The sequence below is a fragment of the Mesorhizobium sp. LSJC285A00 genome, from assembly GCF_000503155.1.
Classification (GTDB): Bacteria; Pseudomonadota; Alphaproteobacteria; order Rhizobiales; family Rhizobiaceae; genus Mesorhizobium.
In genome coordinates this window covers 16,156-37,683 of sequence record NZ_AYVK01000024.1, presented here as the reverse complement: position 1 = coordinate 37,683, position 21,528 = coordinate 16,156, and the positions used below count along the sequence as shown (strand labels likewise).

Annotated in this window: 24 protein-coding genes and 2 pseudogenes; 12 read left to right on the top strand and 14 right to left on the bottom strand. The window is 62.7% G+C overall.

Translation table 11 applies throughout. The annotated features are described in order from the left end of the window. Nucleotides 1-5 precede the first annotated feature (5 nt). The 7 genes from tgt to coaD form a co-directional block, all read right to left on the bottom strand. Nucleotides 6-1,136 carry a tRNA guanosine(34) transglycosylase Tgt gene (tgt, locus tag X726_RS150220; RefSeq protein WP_023670960.1) on the bottom strand — a complete coding sequence of 377 codons (1,131 nt, stop codon included), beginning with the start codon at nt 1,134-1,136 and terminating at the stop codon, nt 6-8. Next, entirely contained in the window at nt 1,129-1,398 is a 270-nt protein-coding gene (locus tag X726_RS150225) for a hypothetical protein (protein ID WP_023670959.1), read from the bottom strand. Before X726_RS150225 ends, tgt begins: the two co-directional genes overlap by 8 nt. Then, on the bottom strand, nt 1,388-2,476 hold the full coding sequence (gene queA / locus X726_RS150230) for a tRNA preQ1(34) S-adenosylmethionine ribosyltransferase-isomerase QueA (RefSeq protein WP_023670958.1): 1,089 nt from the start codon (nt 2,474-2,476) through the stop codon (nt 1,388-1,390). Before queA ends, X726_RS150225 begins: the two co-directional genes overlap by 11 nt. Next, a complete protein-coding gene (locus tag X726_RS150235; protein ID WP_023670957.1) occupies nt 2,476-2,925 on the bottom strand; it encodes a DMT family transporter in 450 nt (149 codons plus the stop codon). Before X726_RS150235 ends, queA begins: the two co-directional genes overlap by 1 nt. A gap of 12 nt (nt 2,926-2,937) precedes the next feature. Continuing rightward, complete coding sequence (locus X726_RS150240; protein ID WP_023670956.1) at nt 2,938-3,450, bottom strand: peptidylprolyl isomerase; 513 nt, start codon at nt 3,448-3,450, stop codon at nt 2,938-2,940. 43 nt (nt 3,451-3,493) lie between these two features. Next, the gene (locus X726_RS150245) at nt 3,494-3,988 is read right to left on the bottom strand and encodes a peptidylprolyl isomerase (RefSeq protein ID WP_245270985.1); all 495 of its coding nucleotides are present in this window, start codon (nt 3,986-3,988) and stop codon (nt 3,494-3,496) included. 169 nt (nt 3,989-4,157) lie between these two features. After that, a complete protein-coding gene (gene coaD, locus X726_RS150250; protein ID WP_023670954.1) occupies nt 4,158-4,658 on the bottom strand; it encodes a pantetheine-phosphate adenylyltransferase in 501 nt (166 codons plus the stop codon). 194 nt (nt 4,659-4,852) lie between these two features. Between coaD and X726_RS1000000169185 the strand changes: the two genes are divergently transcribed. Continuing rightward, the gene (locus X726_RS1000000169185; protein WP_023670953.1) at nt 4,853-4,999 is read left to right on the top strand and encodes a hypothetical protein; all 147 of its coding nucleotides are present in this window, start codon (nt 4,853-4,855) and stop codon (nt 4,997-4,999) included. A 56-nt stretch (nt 5,000-5,055) separates the two neighbouring features. On the opposite strand, the pseudogene gyrA reads toward X726_RS1000000169185, so the two are convergent. Continuing rightward, nucleotides 5,056-7,835 (bottom strand): annotated as a pseudogene (gene gyrA / locus X726_RS01000000167120) (DNA gyrase subunit A). A 223-nt stretch (nt 7,836-8,058) separates the two neighbouring features. Next, nucleotides 8,059-8,910, bottom strand: coding sequence for an AraC family transcriptional regulator (locus tag X726_RS150255; RefSeq protein WP_023670952.1), 852 nt, complete (start codon nt 8,908-8,910; stop codon nt 8,059-8,061). 87 nt (nt 8,911-8,997) lie between these two features. Here X726_RS150255 and X726_RS150260 point away from each other — a divergent pair, with 87 nt between their 5' ends. The 3 genes from X726_RS150260 to X726_RS150270 all read left to right on the top strand — a co-directional run bounded on the left by X726_RS150260 (nt 8,998) and on the right by X726_RS150270 (nt 10,681). Beyond that, the gene (locus X726_RS150260; RefSeq protein ID WP_023670951.1) at nt 8,998-9,534 is read left to right on the top strand and encodes a hypothetical protein; all 537 of its coding nucleotides are present in this window, start codon (nt 8,998-9,000) and stop codon (nt 9,532-9,534) included. Nucleotides 9,535-9,567: 33 nt separating this feature from the next. After that, complete coding sequence (locus X726_RS150265) at nt 9,568-9,945, top strand: VOC family protein (RefSeq protein WP_023670950.1); 378 nt, start codon at nt 9,568-9,570, stop codon at nt 9,943-9,945. 106 nt (nt 9,946-10,051) lie between these two features. Continuing rightward, nucleotides 10,052-10,681, top strand: coding sequence for a MarC family protein (locus tag X726_RS150270; RefSeq protein ID WP_023670949.1), 630 nt, complete (start codon nt 10,052-10,054; stop codon nt 10,679-10,681). A 27-nt stretch (nt 10,682-10,708) separates the two neighbouring features. Here the strand turns inward: X726_RS150270 and X726_RS1000000169180 are convergent. The 4 genes and pseudogenes from X726_RS1000000169180 to X726_RS150290 form a co-directional block, all read right to left on the bottom strand. After that, a pseudogene (locus X726_RS1000000169180) lies at nt 10,709-11,131 on the bottom strand (OsmC family protein); the annotation flags it as partial. Between the two features lie 23 nt (nt 11,132-11,154). Further along, the gene (locus tag X726_RS150280) at nt 11,155-11,553 is read right to left on the bottom strand and encodes a DUF2306 domain-containing protein (protein WP_023670947.1); all 399 of its coding nucleotides are present in this window, start codon (nt 11,551-11,553) and stop codon (nt 11,155-11,157) included. A 37-nt stretch (nt 11,554-11,590) separates the two neighbouring features. After that, nucleotides 11,591-12,124 (bottom strand): single-stranded DNA-binding protein, encoded by a 534-nt coding sequence (gene ssb / locus X726_RS150285; protein ID WP_023670946.1) that lies wholly within the window; start codon nt 12,122-12,124, stop codon nt 11,591-11,593. Between the two features lie 210 nt (nt 12,125-12,334). Continuing rightward, nucleotides 12,335-12,736, bottom strand: a complete 402-nt coding sequence (locus tag X726_RS150290) for a hypothetical protein (protein ID WP_023670945.1) — start codon at nt 12,734-12,736, stop codon at nt 12,335-12,337. A 132-nt stretch (nt 12,737-12,868) separates the two neighbouring features. On the opposite strand from X726_RS150290, the gene X726_RS150295 reads away from it, so the two are divergent. From X726_RS150295 to X726_RS150325, 8 genes are all read left to right on the top strand, one after another. Then, nucleotides 12,869-13,183, top strand: a complete 315-nt coding sequence (locus X726_RS150295) for a metalloregulator ArsR/SmtB family transcription factor (protein WP_023670944.1) — start codon at nt 12,869-12,871, stop codon at nt 13,181-13,183. Further along, on the top strand, nt 13,180-13,653 hold the full coding sequence (locus X726_RS150300) for an SRPBCC domain-containing protein (protein ID WP_023670943.1): 474 nt from the start codon (nt 13,180-13,182) through the stop codon (nt 13,651-13,653). The genes X726_RS150295 and X726_RS150300 overlap by 4 nt, the downstream gene beginning before the upstream one ends. A gap of 29 nt (nt 13,654-13,682) precedes the next feature. Next, a complete protein-coding gene (locus tag X726_RS150305; RefSeq protein WP_023670942.1) occupies nt 13,683-14,291 on the top strand; it encodes an ATP-dependent Clp protease proteolytic subunit in 609 nt (202 codons plus the stop codon). A 146-nt stretch (nt 14,292-14,437) separates the two neighbouring features. Continuing rightward, a complete protein-coding gene (locus tag X726_RS13315; protein WP_032891865.1) occupies nt 14,438-14,659 on the top strand; it encodes a hypothetical protein in 222 nt (73 codons plus the stop codon). 784 nt (nt 14,660-15,443) lie between these two features. Continuing rightward, nucleotides 15,444-18,365 (top strand): excinuclease ABC subunit UvrA, encoded by a 2,922-nt coding sequence (gene uvrA / locus X726_RS150310; RefSeq protein WP_023670940.1) that lies wholly within the window; start codon nt 15,444-15,446, stop codon nt 18,363-18,365. A 34-nt stretch (nt 18,366-18,399) separates the two neighbouring features. Continuing rightward, nucleotides 18,400-18,864 (top strand): N-acetyltransferase, encoded by a 465-nt coding sequence (locus X726_RS150315; protein WP_023670939.1) that lies wholly within the window; start codon nt 18,400-18,402, stop codon nt 18,862-18,864. 28 nt (nt 18,865-18,892) lie between these two features. Next, nucleotides 18,893-19,696 (top strand): DUF72 domain-containing protein, encoded by an 804-nt coding sequence (locus tag X726_RS150320; protein WP_023670938.1) that lies wholly within the window; start codon nt 18,893-18,895, stop codon nt 19,694-19,696. A 322-nt stretch (nt 19,697-20,018) separates the two neighbouring features. Beyond that, nucleotides 20,019-21,164 carry a GGDEF domain-containing protein gene (locus X726_RS150325; protein ID WP_023670937.1) on the top strand — a complete coding sequence of 382 codons (1,146 nt, stop codon included), beginning with the start codon at nt 20,019-20,021 and terminating at the stop codon, nt 21,162-21,164. Between the two features lie 92 nt (nt 21,165-21,256). Here the strand turns inward: X726_RS150325 and X726_RS1000000169175 are convergent, their stop codons facing one another. Continuing rightward, nucleotides 21,257-21,433, bottom strand: coding sequence for a hypothetical protein (locus tag X726_RS1000000169175; protein ID WP_023670936.1), 177 nt, complete (start codon nt 21,431-21,433; stop codon nt 21,257-21,259). Between the last annotated feature and the right edge of the window lie 95 nt (nt 21,434-21,528).

The following is a 21,528-nucleotide window of genomic DNA, read 5'->3' as shown; positions in this document are numbered from 1 at the left end:
TGTGCTTATAGCACCGGAATATCGCCCCTCGCCCATCCCTCTGAAATGTCTGATGTGCGCGCCTCGAAGGCCTTTGCCTCGATCGCGGCGCGAATGTCCTGCATCAGCTTCTGATAGTAAGACAGGTTGTTCCAGGTCAGAAGCATCGCGCCCAGCGCCTCCTGCGAGCGCACGAGATGATGCAGATAGGCGCGTGAATAGTCGCGTGCCGCCGGGCAGTCACTCTCCTCGTCCAGCGGCCGCGGATCGTCCGCATGGCGGGCATTCCTGAGATTGACCTTGCCGCGCGTGGTATAGGCCAGGCCATGGCGGCCGGCGCGGGTCGGCATCACGCAGTCGAACATGTCGATGCCGCGCGCCACCGATTTCACGATGTCGTCCGGCGTGCCGACGCCCATGAGATATCGAGGCTTGTTGTCAGGCAATTCCGGACAGGTGATCTCCAGCATATTCAGCATCACCGCTTGCGGCTCGCCGACGGCCAGGCCGCCGACGGCATAGCCCTTCAGCTCCATCGCGCTCAGCGCCTGCGCCGAGCGCACCCTGAGTGCTGCGTTGTCGCCACCCTGGACGATGCCGAACATGGCCTTGCCGGGCTGGTCGCCGAACGCTGTCTTGCAGCGCTCGGCCCAGCGCAGCGACAGCTCCATCGCGCGCTCGATCTGCTTGAGGTCGGCCGGCAGCGCTGTGCATTCGTCGAGCTGCATCTGGATGTCGGAATCGAGCAGGCCCTGGATCTCGATCGAGCGCTCCGGCGACATCTCGTAGGCAGCGCCGTCAATGTGCGAGCGAAAGGTGACGCCCTTCTCGGTCAATTTTCTGAGCTTCGACAGCGACATGACCTGAAAACCGCCACTGTCGGTCAGGATCGGCTGCGGCCAGCGGGCGAATTCATGCAACCCACCAAGCCGCGCCACGCGCTCGGCGCCGGGGCGCAGCATCAGATGATAGGTATTGCCCAGGATGATGTCGGCGCCGACGCCGCGCACCTGGTCCATATACATGGCCTTGACCGTGCCGCCGGTGCCGACCGGCATGAAGGCCGGCGTGCGGATTTCGCCGCGCGGCATGTCGATGACACCGCGCCGCGCCTTGCCGTCGGTGGCGAGAATCTTGAAGGTGAATGTCTCAGCCATTGAATTCCCTGTCATGGACAGGCGCGCCTGGCGCCTGCCTGTCGAGCGACTGCCGGTATTGGATGCAGCCGCGCATGAATTTCGGCCATGGCGGCACAGCAATCGATGGATCGGTCTTTTCCGGCAGCAGGTCCCACAGGTTGGGATGATGCCAGCATAAATCATGGCCGGTAGAATCTCGGTGCTGGCGAATGCCGGCACGCAATTTCTTCACTTCGGCGATCAGGCTTTCGCGATCAAAGGCCTGCAGGTCATCGTCCATCGCTCATCTCCGCTCGATAAAGCAGGCTTGCATCTCCGTAGGAATAGAACCTGTAATCGTTCCCGATGGCATGAGCATAGGCCGCACGCATCGTATCTAGGCCGCTGAAGGCCGAAACCAGCATGAACAGCGTCGAACGCGGCAGATGGAAATTGGTCATCAGCAGGTCGGCGGTCTTGAACCGATAGCCCGGCGTGATGAAGATGTCGGTCGGGCCGGACCAGGCGGTCAGCGAGCCATCAGGCCGTGCCGCGCTCTCCAGCAGGCGCAGCGAGGTCGTGCCGACAGCGATGATGCGCCCGCCCCGCGCCTTGGCGCCATTCAGAGCGTCGGCTGTTGCTTCGCTGACCGAGCCGGTCTCGGCATGCATCTTGTGGTCAGCGGTGTCGTCCGCCTTGACCGGCAGGAAGGTGCCGGCGCCGACATGCAAGGTGACGAAGCGGCGTTCGATGCCTTTTGCATCCAGCGCGGCAAACAGCTCCGGCGTAAAATGCAGGCCTGCGGTGGGGGCAGCGACTGCGCCCTCCTCCTTGGCATAGATTGTCTGGTAATCCGTCAGGTCGCGTGCGTCGTCGTCGCGCTTGGAGGCGATATAGGGGGGCAGCGGGATGTGGCCGACGGCGCGCAGCGCTTCGTCGAGAAATGGGCCGGAGAGGTCGAAGCCGAGCAACGCCTCGCCGGCGTCGCCCTTCTCGATCACCGTGGCGTCGAGTTGGCCGAGAAAACAGGAATTGCCGTCATGGCCGAAATGGATGCGGTCGCCGGCGGCGATGCGCTTGCCCGGCCGCATGAAGGCCAGCCAGCGGTCCGGCGCCATGCGCATATGCAGCGTGGCGTCGACCTGCGCCTGCGCTTCGCCGCGCCGCCTGATGCCTCTCAACTGGGCAGGAATGACCTTGGTGTCGTTGAAGACCAGCACGTCGCCGGCATTGAGCAAGGACGGCAGGTCGCCAACCGTGCGGTCCGAAAGCGCCTCGCCCGGCCTGACCACCAGCATTCTAGCACTGTCGCGCGGCTCGGCCGGGCGAAGCGCGATACGCTCCTCCGGCAAGTCGAAGTCGAAGAGGTCGACGCGCATCAGTAGAGCCGAACGAGCAGCGCTCCGGCCAAGAGCAGCACCGCGCCGGCGATGCGGCCGAGCGAAATCTCGCGCACCGCCACGCCGAGGAAGCCGACGCGGTCGATCAGCATGCCGGCCAGCAACTGGCCGGCAACCAGGAACGCCATCAGCGCAGCTGCACCAATGCGCGGCGTAAGAATGGTCGAGAGCGTGACATAGAAACCGCCGAGCATGCCGCCGGCGATGAACAGCCAGGGCGCCGGCGCCTTCCAGTCGAGCGAGATGTCCTGCAGCCGCACAACGGCGACGGAGATGATGCCGAGCACAACCGCACCCGACAGGAACGAAAACGCAGCAGCCGCGACCGGGAGCCCCAGGCCGCGCGCCAGCTGCGAGTTGATCGGCGCCTGGACGGCGATGAAGGCGCCTGACAGGATGCCGAGCAGCGACCAGACCACGCCCATCATCTTCGTTTGTCCTTACCTGACGTCGGCCGCGACCTTCAGCGACACTATCTTGTCGGGATCGACCACCGGCTCGCCGCGCTTGATCTTGTCGACATTGTCCATGCCTTCGATGACCTGGCCCCAGACCGTGTACTGGCGGTTGAGGAAGGCGGCATCGTCGAAGCAGATGAAGAACTGCGAATTGGCGGAGTTCGGGTTCTGCGAACGGGCCATCGAGCAGGTGCCGCGACCATGGTTGGCGTTGGAGAATTCAGCCTTCAGGTCCGGCTTTTCCGAGCCGCCCATGCCCGCGCGGGAGGGGGCAAAAGTGGGCTTGGTCGAATTGCCGAACTTCACGTCGCCGGTCTGCGCCATGAAGCCTTCGATGACGCGGTGGAAGACCACGCCATCATAGGCGCCTTCACGCGCCAGTTCCTTGATGCGGGCGACGTGGCCGGGAGCCAGGTCGGGAAACAGTTCGATGACGACCTTGCCCTTGGTCGTTTCCAGGATGAGCGCGTTTTCGCGGTCCTTGATCTCAGCCATGTCGTATATCCTTTATCTCAGAAAACAGATTGATTTGATTGGTTTACTTGTCGGCGGCGATGCGTACCTTGATCATGCGGTCGGGCTCGCTGACCGTGCCGTTGTCGGCCTCGTCACCCTTCTTGATCTTGTCCACCAGTTCGATGCCGCTGACGACATTGCCGACGATGGTGTACTGGCCATCGAGGTTCGGCGCCGGCGCGAACATGATGAAGAACTGCGAATTGGCGGAGTTCGGGTCCTGCGAGCGGGCCATGCCGAGCGTGCCGCGCTTGAAATGTTCGCTCTGCGAGAATTCGGCCGGCAGGTCGGGCAGGTCTGAACCGCCGGTGCCGACGGCCTCGGGGCTGAACCCCTTCTTCATGTTGCCGAACTTGACGTCGCCGGTCTGCGCCATAAAGCCGTTGATGACCCGGTGGAATGCGACATCGTTATAAGCGCCTTCACGCACCAGCTTCTTGATCTGCGCGACATGCTTGGGTGCCAGGTCGGGGCGTAGCGCGATGGTGACGTCGCCGTTCTTCAAGGTGATGACCATGGTGTTTTCCGGTTCGGCGGCGAAGGCCGAAACGGATGCGGTCACGAGACCGGCAAGCACGACGAGGAACGAGGCGAGCTTTTTCAGCTGCATAAGGGATCTCCGAAGGTCTTTGTTAGGGTGCATGTCGTTGCCCCAAAAACCGGCATCCACTTTGGGGCGACATGCACTATTTCGCGAATTTGGCGGTGAGCGCACCGGCAACGGCGGCCGGTACGAAGGGACGGATGTCTCCGCCCATCGAGGCTATCTGGCGCACAAGTGTGGCGGTAATGGTGCGTACCGATGGGCTGGCGGGCAGAAAAACCGTCTGCAGTTCCGGCGCCATGGTCTCGTTCATGCCGGCCATCTGCATCTCGTAATCGAGATCGGTGCCGTCGCGCAGGCCGCGGATCATGATCGAGGCGCCATGCTTGCGGGCCGCGTCGATGACCAGCCCGTCAAAGGCGACGACCTTGATACGGTCGCCGTCGCGGCCAAATTCGGCCTTGGTCGCGGCCTCGATCAGCTTCACCCGTTCGTCGAAGGAAAACAGCGGCGTCTTGCCGGGGTGGGTGCCGATCGCCGCATAAACCGTGTCGGCGACAGCCAGCGATGCCTTCAGCACATCGAGATGGCCGTTGGTCAGCGGGTCGAAGGAGCCGGCATAAAGGGCGATGCGATCGGTCATGGGAGGTGCTTCTAGCGGGGCATTGGGCGGAAGGCAAATGCGATTGGGAACATCTGCGTGAACCTTTTCGCAGACATGAACGACAGATGAATGCCTTGATCACGAAGACTTCACGCCGCGTTCGCTAGTTTGCACTTCGGAAGATGAAACCAAAACCCGATCTAACCGTTGGATAGGCGCAGGAGAACACGCACATGCTGATCTACATGCTCGCCACCGCAATGACCGTCGCCATGCTGATCGCCACCGCATTCGGATTGCATAGCGAGGCAGAGCGCGTCCGTGTCCGCACAAAGCGGTTCGAAGGTTTCGGCGCTCGCTGGCCCCACCGTCGCCCCTGATTTATTGCTAGTTTCTTGTTTGCGCCGGCCCATCGGGCCGGCGTTGTTGCTCAAACCTATTCGGTGCTGTCCGGTACGGCATCTCCGGCGCCGGCCTCAATGACACCCTCTTCGACATCCTCGTCGGCCTGCGGCTCCGAAATCCGTTCGACCGAAACCACCTTCTCGCCTTCGGCGGTGTTGAAGATGGTCACGCCCTTGGTGGCGCGGCTGGCGAAACGGATACCGTTGACCGGCACCCGGATGACCGTGCCGCCATCCGAAACCAGCATGATCTGGTCGTCATTGCCGACCGGGAAAGTCGCCACCAGCTGGCCGATCTCGGCCACCTTCGACACGTCGGTGGCGCGGATGCCTTTGCCGCCGCGTCCGGTCAGGCGGAAATCGTAGGATGACGAGCGCTTGCCGTAGCCATATTCGGTCACCGTCAGCACATACTGCTCATGCGCCTTGAGCTCTTCGTAACGGCTGTCGGAAAGCTCGGTCTCCTCGCCAATCTCCTCATTGGTGAGTGCAATCTCTTCTTCCTCGCCGGTCACCTCGGCGGCAAGCCGCCGCTCCAGTGCTGCCCGCTTGAGGTAGGCGGAGCGTTCCGCCGGTGAAGCATCGACATGCTCGATCACCGACATGGAGATGATGCGGTCGGTCTCGGCCATGCTTATGCCGCGCACGCCGACCGAATTGCGGCTCTGGAAGACGCGCACATCGCCAACGCGGAAGCGGATGCACTGGCCGGAGCTGGCGGTCAAAAGCACATCGTCATTGTCTGTGCAGGTCTCGACGCCGAGGATCTCGTCGCCCTCCTCCTCCAGCTTCATGGCGATCTTGCCGTTGCGGTTGACCTGGACGAATTCGGACAGCTTGTTGCGGCGCACGGTGCCGCGCGTGGTGGCGAACATGACGTCGAGTTCGCCCCAGCTGGTCTCGTCCTCGGGCAGCGGCATGATGGTGGTGATGCGCTCGCCCTGCTCCAGCGGCAGCATGTTGATCAGCGCCTTGCCGCGCGACTGCGGATTGCCGATTGGCAGCCGCCAGACCTTTTCCTTGTAGACGATGCCGCGCGAGGAGAAGAACAGCACCGGCGTATGCGTGTTGGCCACAAACAGCCGGGTGACGAAATCCTCTTCCTTGGTCGACATGCCGGAGCGGCCCTTGCCGCCGCGGCGTTGCGCCCGGTAGAGCGACAGCGGCACGCGCTTGATGTAGCCGGAATGGCTGACGGTGACGACCATGTCCTCGCGCTGGATCAGGTCCTCGTCTTCCATGTCGGCGCCGCCGTCGGTGAGCTCGGTGCGGCGCGGCGTGCCGAACTCGTCGCGCACGGCGGCAAGCTCGTCCTTGACGATCTGTTGGATGCGGGCGCGGGACGACAGAATGTCGAGGTAATCCTTGATCTCGTCGCCGATGGTGTTCAGCTCGTCGGCGATTTCGTCACGGCCGAGCGCGGTCAGGCGCTGCAGGCGCAGTTCGAGGATTGCGCGCGCCTGTTCCTCGGAGAGGTTGTAGGTGCCATCCTCATTGATGCGATGGCGCGGATCGTCGATAAGCAGAATCAATGACTCCACGTCCCCGGAGGGCCAGCGTCGCTCCATCAACTGCTCGCGCGCCGTCTGCGGATCGGGCGCGGTGCGGATCAGCTTGATCACTTCGTCGATGTTGGCGACGGCGATGGCGAGGCCGACCAGCACGTGGGCGCGGTCGCGCGCCTTGCGCAGCAGGAATTTCGTGCGCCGGCTAATCACCTCTTCGCGGAAGCTGACAAACGCCTTCAGCATGTCGGTCAGGTTCATCACTTCCGGCTTGCCGCCGTTCAGCGCCACCATATTGGCGCCGAAGGAGGTCTGCAGCGGCGTGAAGCGGTAAAGCTGGTTGAGAATGACGTCGGCGACAGCGTCGCGCTTCAGCTCGATGACGACGCGGTAGCCCTGGCGGTCGCTTTCGTCGCGAATGTCGGAAATGCCTTCGATGCGCTTGTCGCGCACCAGCTCGGCCATTTTCTCGATCATCGAGGCCTTGTTCACCTGGTACGGGACTTCCGTGATGATGATCGATTCACGGTCGTTTCCGCGCTGTTCGACATTGACCTTGCCGCGCATGACGATGGAGCCACGGCCAGTCGCATAGGCGCTGTAGATGCCGGNCAGACGTGTGCTCTTCCGATCTCGGGACCCGGAATGATCTCCATCAGCGCCGGCAAATCGATCGCCGGATTGTCGATGATGGCGATGGCGCCGTTGCAGATCTCGGCCAGATTATGCGGCGGAATATTGGTGGCCATGCCGACGGCAATGCCGCCGGAACCGTTGACCAGAAGGTTGGGGAAGCGAGCCGGCAGCACCTTCGGCTCGGTGTCGGAGGCGTCATAAGTCTCCTGGAAATCGACGGTTTCCTTGTCGATGTCCTCCAGCAGCTCATGTGCGACCTTGGTCAGCCGCGATTCGGTGTAGCGCATCGCCGCCGGCGGATCGCCGTCGATGGAGCCGAAATTACCCTGCCCGTCGATCAGCGGAACGCGCAGCGACCAGTCCTGCGCCATGCGCACTAAGGCGTCGTAGATCGAGGCGTCGCCATGCGGATGGTATTTACCCATCACGTCGGCGACCGGGCGGGCCGACTTCACATATTTGCGGTTCCAGTGGTAACCGCTCTCATGCGCCGCATAGAGAATGCGGCGGTGCACCGGCTTCAGGCCGTCGCGCACATCGGGCAGCGCACGGCTGACGATCACGCTCATGGCATAAGAGAGGTAGGAGCTCTGCATCTCCTCGATGATGGAGATGGGCTCGATGCCGGTGGGGCCGCCGTCGGCGCCGCGCGGGGGTTTTTGGTCGGTCAAATCGGATCACAATCTAATCAGGAATCACTGACCGCTTATATAGGAAGCACGGCCGAAACTCCAATATTCGTGCTGCTTTTCCAACGACAATTTCAGTGGTAAATTCAAATGGATACCTCTGATTGCGACGATTTGGCCATAACGCATTCGCCGCCGCCAGGGGCAAAAGCCTGCGAAGGACAGTTTTCCAAGTCAAGAGCGTATCTGGAGGCAGACAGACGCGTCAGCGGGTAGCCACCCGCCGGGAGCGATAGTGGCCAGGCGTCTCACCCATGACGCGCCGGAAACGGCGGTTGAACGTCGACAAATCGTTGAAACCGGCCTCGAAGGCGATTGCCGAGATGGCATCGCCTGACATGCGCAGCCGCACCGCCGCGCGGTGCAGCCGGGTTCTCAGCAGAAACTGATAGGGCGTCATGCCGGCGACCTGCCGGAAGGTGCGCAGGAAATGATACGGGCTGGTCGCCGTCGCGCAGGCAAGCTCGGAAAGCGAGACCGGCCTGTCGGCATTGAGCTCGATCTGCCGCACCGCCTCGGCAACCCGTTTCTGGTCGCGGCGGCTCGGCGGTCGAACGCCAGGCACCGCATCGCTGGCGACGGGCAGTGCTGCGCCGGCAACTGCCAGTGCTGCGCCGGCAATTCGCAGGCCAAGCTCCTCAAAGGCGTCGATGTCGACCATCTCGCGCGCCGCTTCCGCCTCGGCCAGCAGCGATGTCAGCGCCGGCAAGGGCGGCATATGCGGCACGCCGAAGGCGAGCTTGCTCGCGCCGGGCACGTCGCTGGCGATGCGGTCGAGATAGGCCGGAGCGAAGTGGAAGGACAGGCAACGGTCGCCGGCGCCATGCTCATGCCCGCATTCATAGCAGGCGCCGACATTGCCGAGCAGGATCGCGCCCGGCGCCAGCATGGCGGCGCCTTGCCTGGTGCGGTAGCGGAAGGTGCCGCTGGTGACAGCGGCAACGCAGAAGGTGTCGTGCGCCTCCTCGAACGGGCGGTCGCCGGCGCCGGCCGTGCACAGCACGTCACAGACATACCAACCCTGCCCCGATGCCAAGTTTTGTTCGCTCGTCGTCATGGCTTGAAAGATAGCAATTTTTCCCAAGCGCGACACCCGGTCGGGGCCTATCGCTTGCAGCCTCCTGACACTACGAAGGCAGCAAGTATGATCGGTACATCCTCCTTTGCCGAAGCGCTCCACAGCGACGGCCCCAATTCCGGCCTGGCTGAAAAGCTGGATCTCTACGGCCGCTTCGTCGGCGCCTGGACATTCGATGCCACGCGCCATCTCGAGGACGGCACGGTTCTCACCGGAGGCGGCGAGGTGCATTTCGGCTGGGTCCTGGAAGGCAGGGCGATCCAGGATGTATGGATCCTGCCCGCGCGGGATGCCGGCCCCTCGCCTTCTCTCGGCAAATGGACTTTCTATGGCACAACGCTGCGGGCCTATGATCCCGGCTCGGATGCCTGGCACATCTTCTGGAGCGACCCGCGCAACCAATACTACAGCCGCCAGCTTGGTCGCGCCGAAGGCGACACGATTGTGCAGGTCGGCGCCGACGGCACTGGTTCCTCGGTCCGCTGGAGCTTTTCGCGCATCACCAAGGACAGCTTCCGCTGGCTCGGCGAGCGTTCGCACGACGATGGCAAGACATGGCGTCTCGAAGTCGAGTTCCTGGCGCGCCGCGTCGCCCAGGACTGATGACGCAACATATTGCAAAAAAGGTGAAAAAACATGCTTGACCATGTCTCGATCGGCGTCCGCGACACCAACGTTCCGAAGCCCTTCTACGATGCCGCGCTAAAGCCGCTCGGTTATTCCTGCCTCGGCCAGTCGCCAGGCTCACTGGGTTATGGTGCGCAAGCCGTCGCGCTGTGGGTGAACGACGCGGAGCGGCCAGTGCCATCGGACGAGAAGTCCGGTCTGCATTTCTGCTTTACCGCGCCGACCAGGCGGAGCGTCGACGCCTTTCACGCCGACGCCTTGCGTGCAGGCGGCAGCGACAATGGCGCGCCGGGGCTGCGCGCCGACTATGGCGAGAACTATTACGCTGCCTTCATCGTCGATCCCGACGGCTATCGCCTGGAGGCCTGTTGCAACGCTGCCGCCTAACACTGCCGGCGTCTCCGGTATCGCCATCTCAGACGGTTCCCACCGGCCAGGCTTTGCTCTACCACTATCGTGGCGCAGGGGTCCGGCCCGGCGGGAGGGGTCAGCGATGCCGAGTTTCGACAGCCTGTTCAACGCCTTCGTCACCATTCTGGTGACCATCGACCCGCCAGGTCTCGCGCCGCTCTTCCTCGCGGTGACACGCGGCATGAACCGCGAGGAACGTCAGCAGGTTTCGGTGCGCGCCTCGATCATCGGCTTCCTGGTGATGGCGCTGTTTGCGGTGGCCGGGGCCTCCATCCTGTCGGTGTTCGGCATCACGCTGCCGGCTTTCCGCGTCGCCGGCGGGTTTTTGCTGTTCTTCATCGCGTTCGAAATGGTGTTCGAGCGCCGCCAGGACCGCAAGGAGAAGATCGGCGACGTCGCCATCACCAAGGACATGATCCACAACATCGCGGCCTTCCCGCTGGCGATCCCGCTGATCGCCGGCCCCGGTGCGATTTCGGCGACCGTGCTACTGTCGGGCTCGTTTCAGGGTTTTGCAGCACAAGCGGCGCTGGTCGGCATCATCTTCGTCTGCCTTGCCATCACCTATCTGGTGTTCGTGCTGTCGGAGCGCATCGACCGCATCCTCGGCCAGACCGGCCGCTCGATCCTGACCCGCCTGCTCGGCGTCATCCTGGCCGCGCTTGCGGTTCAGTTCGTCGCGGATGGCATCAAGGCGCTGATGGCGGGGTAAACGGCAGCCCCTGCTCCCTGCTCCCTGCTCCACCGCCGTATCGACGACCTCGAAATCGTGGGTGATGACAGCCGTCTTGGCCAGCATAGCCGAGGCCGAGCAGTATTTCTCGATCGACAGGTTGATGGCGCGCTGGACCTTGTCGTGCGACAGCGCGTGGCCCGTGACGATGAAATGCATGTGGATGCGGGTGAAGACTTTCGGGTCGGTTTCGGCCCGGTCGGCGTCGAGTTCGACAACACAGTCCTCGATCGCCTCGCGGCCTTTTTCGAGGATGTGAACGACATCATAGGCCGAGCAGCCGCCGGTGCCGATCAGCACCAGTTCCATCGGGCTCGGACCCGGCGTCTTGCCTTCCGGCCCGGAGGCGGTTCCCAGCACAACCTTGTGGCCGCTGCCGGACTCGCCGACGAAGGTGCGCTCCTCGACCCATTTGATCCGGGCTTTCACGGCAATCTTCCTTTCAGAAAGCGTCACTGGCCGAAGACGACCGTGTGCATGATCCGCCCCGGCAGCAGCGTGAACACGCCGGCGCCGATCAGGGCGAAAACATACAGCGATATCATGACCCTGCGATGTTTGGCGACCCGATGCATATGCGCGTGCCAGACCGCCAACGGCACGGCGATCAACACTAAAATCGATAAGAGATGGATCGGGCTGAACGGACCGACGAGGCGTATCTGCTGGATCCAGAAACTGGAGACGGCGACGACCAGCATCAGCGCCGCCCAGGCATAGCCGACGACACGATGACGCGTCGTGCCTTTCGGCAGCGCCAGTTGCGTAGCGCCAACGGCCAGCGCGGCAAGGGCCGCGAAGGCGTGCCATGGAATGGGAGGGCTCGCTGACAGAAGCGGTCCGAGCGACACCGCACCCTCTCCTCAGATATCGCTGACTATCGTCAGCTCAGAACGGGATTTCGTCGTCCAGTTCGCGCGACGAGCCGCCGCCACCGCCGCCCTTGGAACCGCCGCCACCGCTATTGCCGCCGCGGTTGAAGCTCTCATTGGGGCCAGACTGGCCGAAATCCGAGCCACGGCTCGCGCCGCCGCCGCCGGCATAGTTGCCGACCTGACCGCCGCCCTCGCCGCGAGAATCGAGCATCTGCAGCTCGCCCCGGAATTTCTGCAGCACGACTTCGGTCGTGTACTTGTCGGCGCCGGTCTGGTCTTGCCATTTGCGTGTCTGCAGCTGGCCTTCGACGTAAACCTTCATGCCCTTCTTCAGGTACTGCTCGGCGACCTTGGCGATCTGGTCATTGAAAATGACCACGTTGTGCCATTCGGTCTTTTCCTTGCGCTCGCCGGAGTTCTTGTCGCGCCAGCTTTCCGACGTGGCGATGCGGATGTTGACGACCGGATCACCGGAATTCAGGCGGCGGATTTCAGGGTCCGCGCCGAGGTTACCGACCAGAATGACCTTGTTGACGCTACCCGCCATGACACTTCTCCGTGCTCATCCGAAACAAATTTCAAGTCGTTCACCTTACAGGCCGCGCACAATCCTGGCTTGCCGCGGCTGGCTTTTCCCACAAGGTTTTTGTTCCCTTTTCGTTCCTATACTGTTAACCACGGATTGTCAAGGAATGGCAGCAATCGCCGACGCGGGCGCGTGGATTTAGCTGACACGCAGCGGCGAGAAGCGGTGTCGTCAGCGCCGTTTTTTCGCTGGTCGCAACGGACCGAAAAAGCCGCTCCACTCCATGCCCATGGCATGGGCGCGCTGTGCGATCACGGTTGGTGCCGACATCAGCCCGACTGCAGGTTCAGATTTCAGAGCCGGGTCATTCAGCAATTTCCCGATCGCGCGCCCGTGCCACCAGACCTGAGCGACGAGCGCCGCTACCACCGCGATCAGGCCCCAGGTCCCCAATCCTTCGCCGAAGATGTAAATCCCGTATGGCGGCGATAGCGCCGTACCCAGCTTGGCCAACAAGATCACGGCCACGAAACCGATGACGGCGATGGCGCCTATACCGAGGACGAGGCGGCGATAGAGCCTCAGAGCCTCGTTGAGGTTCTCGGCGGACGAAAGATCGACGTTGGAATTCATAAATACTACTCCTGCCTCGCGATGATCGGCCCATCTTGTTCCCCATGGATTAGAGGCCCGGCAGGATCCAATCAATACGGGGCATTCAAAACACCCCTTGCCAAATCGATAAGTATCGACTTATGCTTTGCCATGATCGAAGCAGAGATTTTTCGCGCCCTGGCCGACCCGACGCGACGCGCCGTCTACGAGCGGCTGACTTCCGGCGAGATGAGCGTGTCGGAGTTGCGCACCGGCATGAGCGTGTCGCAGCCGGCGGTGTCGCAGCACCTTGCCGTGCTGCGCGGCGCAGGCCTGGTCAGCGAAAGACGCGCCGGCCGCAACGCCTACTATCGCGCCGATCCGCAAGGGCTCGAGCCGCTGCTCGGCTGGATCGAACGCTACCGCGCATTCTGGCCGGAGCGCATCGAAAGACTGAAGGCCGTTTTGAAGGACATGGACCAATGACCGACGAAAAGCAGACGCAGACCGCCAAGGATGCCCTCGCCTTCGAATGCGATCTGCCGGCCGCACCGGAAAAAGTGTGGCGGGCGCTGACCGTGCCGGAGCTTTTGGCGGAATGGATGATGCCGAACGACATCAAGCCGGAAACCGGCAGCCGCTTTGCCTTTGCCGGGCCTGAGAAGCCGATCGAGTGCGAAGTGCTCGATGCCGAACCGGGGCGCCTGCTGCGCTATTCCTGGCGCGAGCGTTCTGAAACCGGCGATGCCAATGGGCTGGACAGTATCGTGACCTTCACGCTTGCCCGCACTGTTTCCGGTGGCACGCATTTGCGCATTGTTCATGACGGGTTTGCCGCGGCGGCAACGCCTGCGGTGGCGATGGCGGGCGCCGCCTGCCGGCTCTCGCTGCGCGCATACAAGCCCAAGCCGCCAGTCGCCGCCAACGCGCCGCGCCTGTTGCTGCGCGCTGCCTGAACCGGAAAAATCAAAACGGAGACAATGAGATGAGCGGCTTTGCCAATCTGGTGCCGATGGTGATCGAGCAATCGAGCCGCGGCGAACGCGCCTTCGACATTTTCTCGCGGCTGCTGCGCGAGCGCATCATCTTCGTCAATGGCGAGATCAATGACGGCATGTCGGCGCTGGTCTGCGCCCAGCTCCTGTCGCTGGAATCGGACAATCCCGACAAGGAGATCTCGCTCTACATCAACTCGCCGGGCGGCGTGGTGACCAGCGGTTTCGCCATCTACGACACGATGCAATATGTCAGCTGCCCGGTGTCGACCGTGTGCATGGGCTTTGCCGCGTCGATGGCCTCCTTCCTGCTGATGGCGGGAACGCCGGGGCGGCGCATCGCGCTCCCCAACGCCAGCATCGTGCTGCACCAGCCTTTGGGCGGCTTCCAGGGCCAGGCCTCCGACATCCAGCGTCACGCCGAAGGCATTTTGCGCACCAAGCGGCACATGGCCGACCTCTACGCTCACCATTGCGGCCGCACCCACGAAGAGGTCGAACGCACGCTCGACCGCGATTTCTTCATGACCGCGAAGGAGGCCAAGGACTGGGGCCTCGTCGACCATGTGTTCGACACCCGCAAAAAGGCGGCGGCCTGATCGGCGGATTGAATGCAGGCCGGTGTTCCCTCAATTTCAACGCCGCTGGTCTGGCCTCGCCTTGAGCGCGGCACTATAGTCTTGCCATGCGCTACCACCTGAACAGACTGACCATAGCCATTGCCATCACGGCGGCGACATCGAGCATGGCCTTTGCCGGGGGCAGCACCAGCACGTCGCGGAAAGGCGCCCTGCCCGGCGTGACCGGCGACTACCGCATCGCCAAGCCCGCGCCGCAGCCGGAGCCGGACGACGCGCTGCCTGCCGGCGAGAACGGCACGTTCAAGATCGGCGACACCGATGTCAGGATTTCCGGCAGCATCACTGTCGATGTCGGCACGGGTGGGATCAAGCCGCCGCGCCGGTAGCCCCTTTTCCCAGTTACTATACGGGAGAGAAAGCCTGCGCCGACGACTTCCTCACAAAAGAACAGCCCCGCCGTTGCTTCCGCTAACGGTCGGGGCTTTTTTTGGATTCCAAATCCAAACTGCCGGTAGTGTTATACCGACTTTGATTTCGGATGCTTCGCGGCGTTCAGCCGACGATCCGACTAGCCGTCTCTAATTTTTGTGGGATTCGGCAGGTCACGGTTTGTCGGGTGGTTTGTTGGATTGTCGCGATGCGTCCATTTGGACACATACACTTCAATGCCTCGAAACTACCTGGCACTTATGCCCGCCGCGGCTCCACTAGCAGGTGGAGCCTCAAGGGACTATCCGGTGGCGTCATGCTCCGCTCCTATGTCCGTTGCGACAGGTGTCAATCCGAAGCACAAATCGCAAAAGCCTGCGGCGTCTCGCAGGCCGCTATGGGCGGCGAGGCCATCAAAGACGGCCGGCTCCGTTGACTCCGGCAGAGTGCGCCCCCGATTCGACGACGTCAACCTTGAATAGCCGGTTACGGAAAATGTGATCGCCGGGAGCTTGCGTCACGGTCAGTTTCTGAAACACCCTTGTCAGTTTCTGCACAGCTTTGTCAGGAGCGTGTTCGGTCTTTGTTCTTTCCGCTTGCCCCTTCGCGCGAAAGACGGTTAAACGGCTTTTGGTCGAGAAGTGTGGCGTCTCTCGACGTGGCGGCAAAAATACCTACATAGGGAATGGCCGGGAAAACCCGCCGATCCCACTGACACCAGACCTGAGGCGGCGACCGGCGATGGCCGACCATAAATACCTTTCCATTCGCGGGGCACGCGAACACAACCTGAAGAATGTCGATCTCGACCTGCCGCGTGACAGCCTGATCGTCATGACCGGCCTGTCGGGCTCCGGCAAATCGTCGCTTGCTTTCGACACCATCTATGCCGAGGGCCAGCGCCGTTACGTCGAGAGCCTGTCGGCTTATGCGCGCCAGTTCCTCGAAATGATGCAGAAGCCGGATGTCGACCAGATCGACGGCCTGTCGCCGGCCATCTCGATCGAGCAGAAGACCACGTCGAAGAACCCGCGTTCGACGGTCGGCACCGTCACCGAGATCTACGACTACATGCGCTTGCTGTTCGCGCGCGTCGGCATCCCCTATTCGCCGGCGACCGGCCTGCCGATCGAAAGCCAGACGGTCAGCCAGATGGTCGACCGGGTGCTGGCGGTCGAGGAAGGCACGCGCCTTTTCCTGCTGGCGCCGATCGTGCGCGGCCGCAAGGGCGAATATCGCAAGGAACTGCTGGAGCTGCAGAAGAAGGGCTTTCAGCGCGTCAAGGTCGACGGCGTCTTCTACGAGATCGCCGACGTGCCGGCGCTGGACAAGAAGTACAAGCACGACATCGACGTCGTCGTCGACCGCATCGTCGTGCGCGGCGACCTGGCGACACGGCTTGCCGATTCCATCGAAACGGCGCTGAAGCTCGCCGAAGGGCTGGCGGTGGCCGAGTTCGCCGACCGGCCGCTCGACGCCAGCCAGACCGGCGAGGACTCGGTCAACAAATCGAAGAACGAGACGCATGAGCGCATCCTGTTCTCGGAAAAATTCGCCTGCCCGGTTTCCGGCTTCACCATTCCGGAGATCGAGCCCAGGCTGTTCTCGTTCAACAACCCGTTCGGCGCCTGCCCGACCTGCGACGGCCTCGGCAATCAGCGCGCCATCGACGCCAGCCTGATCGTGCCGGACGAAAACGTCTCGCTGCGCGACGGCGCCGTCAGCCCGTGGGCGAAATCGACCTCGCCGTATTATGCGCAGACGCTGGAAGCGCTCGGCAAGGCATACGGCTTCAAGCTCGGCGACAAGTTCAAAGACCTGACCGAAGAGGCAAAGGATGCCGTCCTGCGCGGCACCGGTGAGCGCGAGGTCACCTTCCAGTATGATGACGGCCTGCGCTCCTACAAGACGACCAAGACGTTCGAGGGCGTCATTCCCAATCTCGAACGGCGCTGGAAGGAAACCGAATCCGCCTGGATGCGCGAGGAGATCGAGCGCTTCATGTCGGCGACGCCCTGCCCGGTCTGCAAGGGATACCGGCTGAAGCCGGAAGCGCTGGCGGTGAAGATCGCCGGCAAGCATATCGGCGAAGTCACAGAGCTGTCGATCCGCAAGGCCGACCAGTGGTTCACCGAACTGCCGCCACATCTCAACGACCAGCAGAACGAGATCGCGGTGCGCGTTCTCAAGGAGATCCGTGACCGCCTGCGCTTCCTCAACGATGTCGGCCTCGACTATCTGACGCTGTCGCGCAATTCCGGCACGCTGTCGGGCGGCGAGAGCCAGCGCATAAGGCTGGCGTCGCAGATCGGCTCCGGCCTCACCGGCGTGCTCTATGTGCTGGACGAGCCGTCGATCGGCCTGCACCAACGCGACAATGCCCGCCTGCTCGACACGCTCAAGCATCTGCGCGACATCGGCAACACGGTGATCGTCGTCGAGCATGACGAAGACGCCATCCTGCATGCCGACTACGTCGTCGACATGGGTCCGGCCGCCGGCATCCATGGCGGCGAGATCATCGCCCAGGGCACGCCGCAGCAGGTGATGGCCAATCCTAATTCGATCACCGGTAAATATCTGTCGGGCGCGCTCGAAGTCGCCACGCCCGGTGTCAGGCGCGAGGCCAAGAAGAACCGCCGGCTGAAGATCGTCGGCGCGCGCGGCAACAATCTCAAGAACGTCACTGCCGAAATCCCGCTCGGCACCTTCACCGCCGTCACCGGCGTGTCTGGCGGCGGCAAATCGACCTTCCTGATCGAGACGCTGTTCAAGGCGGCGTCGCGCCGCATCATGGGCTCGCGCGAGCATCCGGCCGATCACGACCGCATCGAGGGCCTCGAATTCCTCGACAAGGTCATCGACATCGACCAGTCGCCGATCGGCCGCACACCGCGTTCGAACCCGGCCACCTACACCGGCGCCTTCACACCGATCCGCGACTGGTTCGCCGGGTTGCCCGAGGCCAAGGCCCGCGGCTATCAGCCGGGCCGCTTCTCCTTCAACGTCAAGGGCGGCCGCTGCGAGGCCTGCCAGGGCGACGGCGTCATCAAGATCGAGATGCACTTCCTGCCCGACGTCTACGTCACGTGCGACGTCTGCCACGGCAAGCGCTACAACCGCGAGACGCTCGACGTCGTGTTCAAGGGCAAGTCGATCGCCGACGTCCTGGACATGACGGTCGAGGAAGGCGTCGATTTCTTTGCCGCCGTGCCCGGGGTGCGCGACAAGCTTGATACGCTGAAGCAGGTCGGCCTCGGCTACATCCATATCGGCCAGCAGGCGACGACGCTGTCGGGCGGCGAGGCGCAGCGCATCAAGCTCGCCAAGGAATTGTCGCGCAAGGCGACCGGCAAGACGCTCTACATCCTCGACGAGCCGACCACCGGCCTGCACTTCCACGACGTCGCCAAGTTGCTGGAAGTGCTGCACGAACTGGTCGACCAGGGCAACACGGTGGTGGTCATCGAGCACAATCTCGAAGTCATCAAGACCGCCGACTGGGTGCTCGACCTCGGCCCCGAAGGCGGCGATGGCGGTGGCGAACTGGTGGCACAGGGCACACCGGAAGCCATCGTGCGCGAAAAGCGCAGCTACACCGGCCAGTTCCTGAAGGAGCTTTTGGAGCGGCGGCCCGGAGGCAAGCGCGAAGCGGCGGAGTAACTGACAGACCGGTCGGGCGCCTGGAGAGCTTTGAATGACAGTCCGACAGGCGCTTGCCGGTGATCTCGACGCAGTCGTCTCGCTGACGCAGACCGCCTATGAGCACTACACGCCCCTGTTAGGCGCGCCGCCGCTCCCAGTCACCGAGGACTATGCGCCACGCATCGAGCGTGGCGAGGTCTGGCTCTTGGAGAGCGGCGCGGAACTCGCCGGGCTGATCGTTATTGAGCGCCATCCCGATCATGCGATGATCTTCAGCGTCGCGGTCTCCCCCGCTTTCCAGGGCAGGAAACTCGGCACCGCGCTGCTCGACTTCGCCCAGGAACAGGCGCGGCTATGGGGTGTGCCGGAGGTGCGGCTCTACACCAATTCGCGCATGGAGCGGAACATCGAGATCTATACGGCCTATGGCTTCCACGAAACGGGCCGCCGAGCCAATCCCCACCGTCCCGGATGGACCGCGGTCGACATGATCAAACCGGTTGGAAAAATAGCCTGACCGCATTTTTAGAACTGGGAGGAAGACGATGATCAGCCAAGGAACAATCCGCGCCGGGATGGGCGGCTGGACTTTCGAACCCTGGGATACGTCTTTCTACCCGGACAAGCTTTCCAAGGCCAAACAGCTAAGTTACGCCACCCGCCAGGTACCGAGCATCGAGGTCAACGGCACCTACTATTCCAGCTTCAAGGAGCCGACCTTCGTCAAATGGGCGGGCGAGGCGCCGGACGGTTTCGTCTATTCGCTGAAGGGCAATCGCTTCGTCACCAACCGGCGCGTGCTTGGCGAAGCCGGCGAGTCCATGACGCGCTTCCTCGGCTCCGGCATTGCCGCGCTGGGCGACAAGCTGGGCCCGATCCTTTGGCAGTTCGCGCCGACGAAAAAGTTCGACGCCGACGATTTCGAGGCCTTCCTGAAGCTGCTGCCGGAAAAGCAGGATGGCGTGGCGCTGCGCCATGCGCTGGAAGTGCGCAACGACAGTTTCAGCGTGCCGGAATTTGTGGGCCTGGCGCGCAAATACAAGGCGGCGATCGTCTATGCCGACCATGCCAAATATCCTGGTATCGCCGACATCACCGGCGATTTTATCTATGCGCGGCTGCAGACCGGCAGCGACGACAATCCGGATTGCTATACGCCGAAGGGCCTGGACGAATGGGCAGCGCGGGTGAAGACCTGGGCGCAAGGCAAGCAGCCGGCCGATCTGCGGCGCGCCGATCCGACTTTCGACGCGCCGGTGAAACCGCGCGACGTGTTCGTCTACTTCATCACCGAGGGCAAGGTGCGCGCGCCGTTCGGCGCCATGGCGCTGATGAAGCGAGTGAGCTGATCGGTTAAAGCGCGTCGCGCTGAAACGGATTCATACGGCGCGATTTAAGTCTTAAGTCTTTGTCTTGATGCATGCCGTTGTCCCAGAACCGCGGCACACTTCTGGGCGACATGCATTAGGAGCAATTCCAGGAAAAGTGCGGACCGGTTTTCCCGGAAATCCGGGTAGCGCTTTCCCTTGAAAAGGGTTTCAACCCAGAATTGCTACGATCAACAGAAGCGTGATAGCTTATGCGCATCGTAACCTTATCGATACCTCCTTCCTGCATAAATCCGGTGCGGGTCCTTTCTATAGGCCGGCCGCCGCGCGCAAGGACGAGGGCATGTCGCTCGACTACAGTTCCCTTCTGTTGGCTGTCGGGTTTTCCGCCGCTTGCCTCGGCCTGACGCTGTTCGGCATTTGGCTTACCGCGCGCTCGGAAAAATTCCTGCTGACCTGGGCGGTCAGCGTGCTTCTGATCGTCGCCGACGTCTTCGCCTACCAGGCCTATATCGACGCGCCCGGACGCCTGCTCGGCCTCGCCAGCTTCACGTTCCTGCTGCTCGGCTTCGCGACCATGCTGGGCGCTGCCCATCAGTTCACGACAGGGAGGTCACCGCTGCCCCGCATTGCTGTCGGCGCCGGCGTCTCGCTGGCAGTCGCCTTGCCGCCGATGGCGCTTGGCTATGACGGGCTGGGCTTCATGCTGGAGAATGCCTTCGCCGCGCTGCTTTTGTTTGCGACGGCCTATGAATACTGGAAGGGCCGCACCGAATTCCCTGCCCCGATCCTCGGCATTGCCGGGCTCTACACAGCCACCGCAATTTCCTTCGTGCTGTGCTCCGGTGCACTTGTCTGGGATGGCAGGCTGGTGCTTGGCCATGCGCCGAGCAACTGGGCCGAGGATTTCAGCCTCATCGTCGTCATCGCGTGCATGACCGGCATCGGCGCGCTCTCGCTGGCGCTCAACCAGGGACGCCTGGCGCAGCATCATCGCCGCGAAGCGCTGACCGATCCGCTGACCGGACTGCTCAACCGGCGCGCTTTGTTCGATCTGCACGGCAAAACACCTGTCCGGTCCTTCACCGCCGTGATCGTGTTCGATCTCGACGGCTTCAAGGCGATAAATGACGAGTTCGGCCATGCCACCGGCGACGAGGTGCTGAAACTGTTCGCCAAGGATTTGACCGCCAATCTCCAGCCGGGCGATGTCGCCGCGCGCATGGGCGGAGAGGAATTTGCATTGGTGCTCGATCGCACCTTGCCTGAAAAGGTGGAATTCATAGCCGAGCGCATCCGGGCCAGTTTTGCCATGCGCCGGATCGATACCGAGACCCGCCTGCTCTCCTGCACCGTCAGCGCCGGCTACGCCTTCGGCAGCGAGGGCGGCACCAAATTCGACAAGGTGCTCAGCGCCGCCGACAAAGCGCTTTACGGCGCCAAGCGCGGCGGCCGCAACCGTGTGCTCGCCTTCCGGCGCGCCGGGTAGGCTGGGCTGATATTCAGCCGGCCTGAACCTCACCACACGTAAAACAACACCCCAAAGCGCGTCGCATGAGGCCGTTCAGGCGCGACGCGCTTTTAGGCCGCTATGACGATCTCGTTGTAAGTGTCGAGGTCGACGTAGAAAACCTTGGTGATTTCGCCGATCAGCTCATCCTGCTGGTAGCCTTGCGAGCGCAGAATGTTGATGGCGGTGATGATGTCGACACGCTCTGTCAGCCGTCGTTTCTGGTGGTCCTCGACGAACCGTTCCATAGCCCTATTCTCCTGGCAAGATTATCTGAACGCATCGACCGACAATCAGAACTGCGAGGGAAGCTAGGGTGGCTTGCTTGCGTGGAACTTGCAGG

Bases quoted from the DNA above. Each gene is read 5' to 3' on its own strand.
- X726_RS13315 (WP_032891865.1), top strand. From the start codon at position 14,438: ATGGCCTTTGCCGGGGGCAGCACCAGCACGTCGCGGAAAGGCGCCCTG.
- uvrA (WP_023670940.1), top strand. From the start codon at position 15,444: ATGGCCGACCATAAATACCTTTCCATTCGCGGGGCACGCGAACACAAC.
- X726_RS1000000169175 (WP_023670936.1), bottom strand. From the start codon at position 21,433: ATGGAACGGTTCGTCGAGGACCACCAGAAACGACGGCTGACAGAGCGT.
- X726_RS150325 (WP_023670937.1), top strand. From the start codon at position 20,019: ATGTCGCTCGACTACAGTTCCCTTCTGTTGGCTGTCGGGTTTTCCGCC.
- X726_RS1000000169185 (WP_023670953.1), top strand. From the start codon at position 4,853: ATGCTGATCTACATGCTCGCCACCGCAATGACCGTCGCCATGCTGATC.
- X726_RS150240 (WP_023670956.1), bottom strand. From the start codon at position 3,450: ATGGCTGAGATCAAGGACCGCGAAAACGCGCTCATCCTGGAAACGACC.
- X726_RS150315 (WP_023670939.1), top strand. From the start codon at position 18,400: ATGACAGTCCGACAGGCGCTTGCCGGTGATCTCGACGCAGTCGTCTCG.
- X726_RS150305 (WP_023670942.1), top strand. From the start codon at position 13,683: ATGAGCGGCTTTGCCAATCTGGTGCCGATGGTGATCGAGCAATCGAGC.
- tgt (WP_023670960.1), bottom strand. From the start codon at position 1,136: ATGGCTGAGACATTCACCTTCAAGATTCTCGCCACCGACGGCAAGGCG.
- X726_RS150235 (WP_023670957.1), bottom strand. From the start codon at position 2,925: ATGATGGGCGTGGTCTGGTCGCTGCTCGGCATCCTGTCAGGCGCCTTC.
- X726_RS150300 (WP_023670943.1), top strand. From the start codon at position 13,180: ATGACCGACGAAAAGCAGACGCAGACCGCCAAGGATGCCCTCGCCTTC.
- X726_RS150255 (WP_023670952.1), bottom strand. From the start codon at position 8,910: ATGACGACGAGCGAACAAAACTTGGCATCGGGGCAGGGTTGGTATGTC.
- X726_RS150290 (WP_023670945.1), bottom strand. From the start codon at position 12,736: ATGAATTCCAACGTCGATCTTTCGTCCGCCGAGAACCTCAACGAGGCT.
- X726_RS150295 (WP_023670944.1), top strand. From the start codon at position 12,869: ATGATCGAAGCAGAGATTTTTCGCGCCCTGGCCGACCCGACGCGACGC.
- queA (WP_023670958.1), bottom strand. From the start codon at position 2,476: ATGCGCGTCGACCTCTTCGACTTCGACTTGCCGGAGGAGCGTATCGCG.
- X726_RS150320 (WP_023670938.1), top strand. From the start codon at position 18,893: ATGATCAGCCAAGGAACAATCCGCGCCGGGATGGGCGGCTGGACTTTC.
- coaD (WP_023670954.1), bottom strand. From the start codon at position 4,658: ATGACCGATCGCATCGCCCTTTATGCCGGCTCCTTCGACCCGCTGACC.
- X726_RS150260 (WP_023670951.1), top strand. From the start codon at position 8,998: ATGATCGGTACATCCTCCTTTGCCGAAGCGCTCCACAGCGACGGCCCC.
- X726_RS150265 (WP_023670950.1), top strand. From the start codon at position 9,568: ATGCTTGACCATGTCTCGATCGGCGTCCGCGACACCAACGTTCCGAAG.
- X726_RS150225 (WP_023670959.1), bottom strand. From the start codon at position 1,398: ATGGACGATGACCTGCAGGCCTTTGATCGCGAAAGCCTGATCGCCGAA.
- X726_RS150245 (WP_245270985.1), bottom strand. From the start codon at position 3,988: ATGGTCATCACCTTGAAGAACGGCGACGTCACCATCGCGCTACGCCCC.
- ssb (WP_023670946.1), bottom strand. From the start codon at position 12,124: ATGGCGGGTAGCGTCAACAAGGTCATTCTGGTCGGTAACCTCGGCGCG.
- X726_RS150270 (WP_023670949.1), top strand. From the start codon at position 10,052: ATGCCGAGTTTCGACAGCCTGTTCAACGCCTTCGTCACCATTCTGGTG.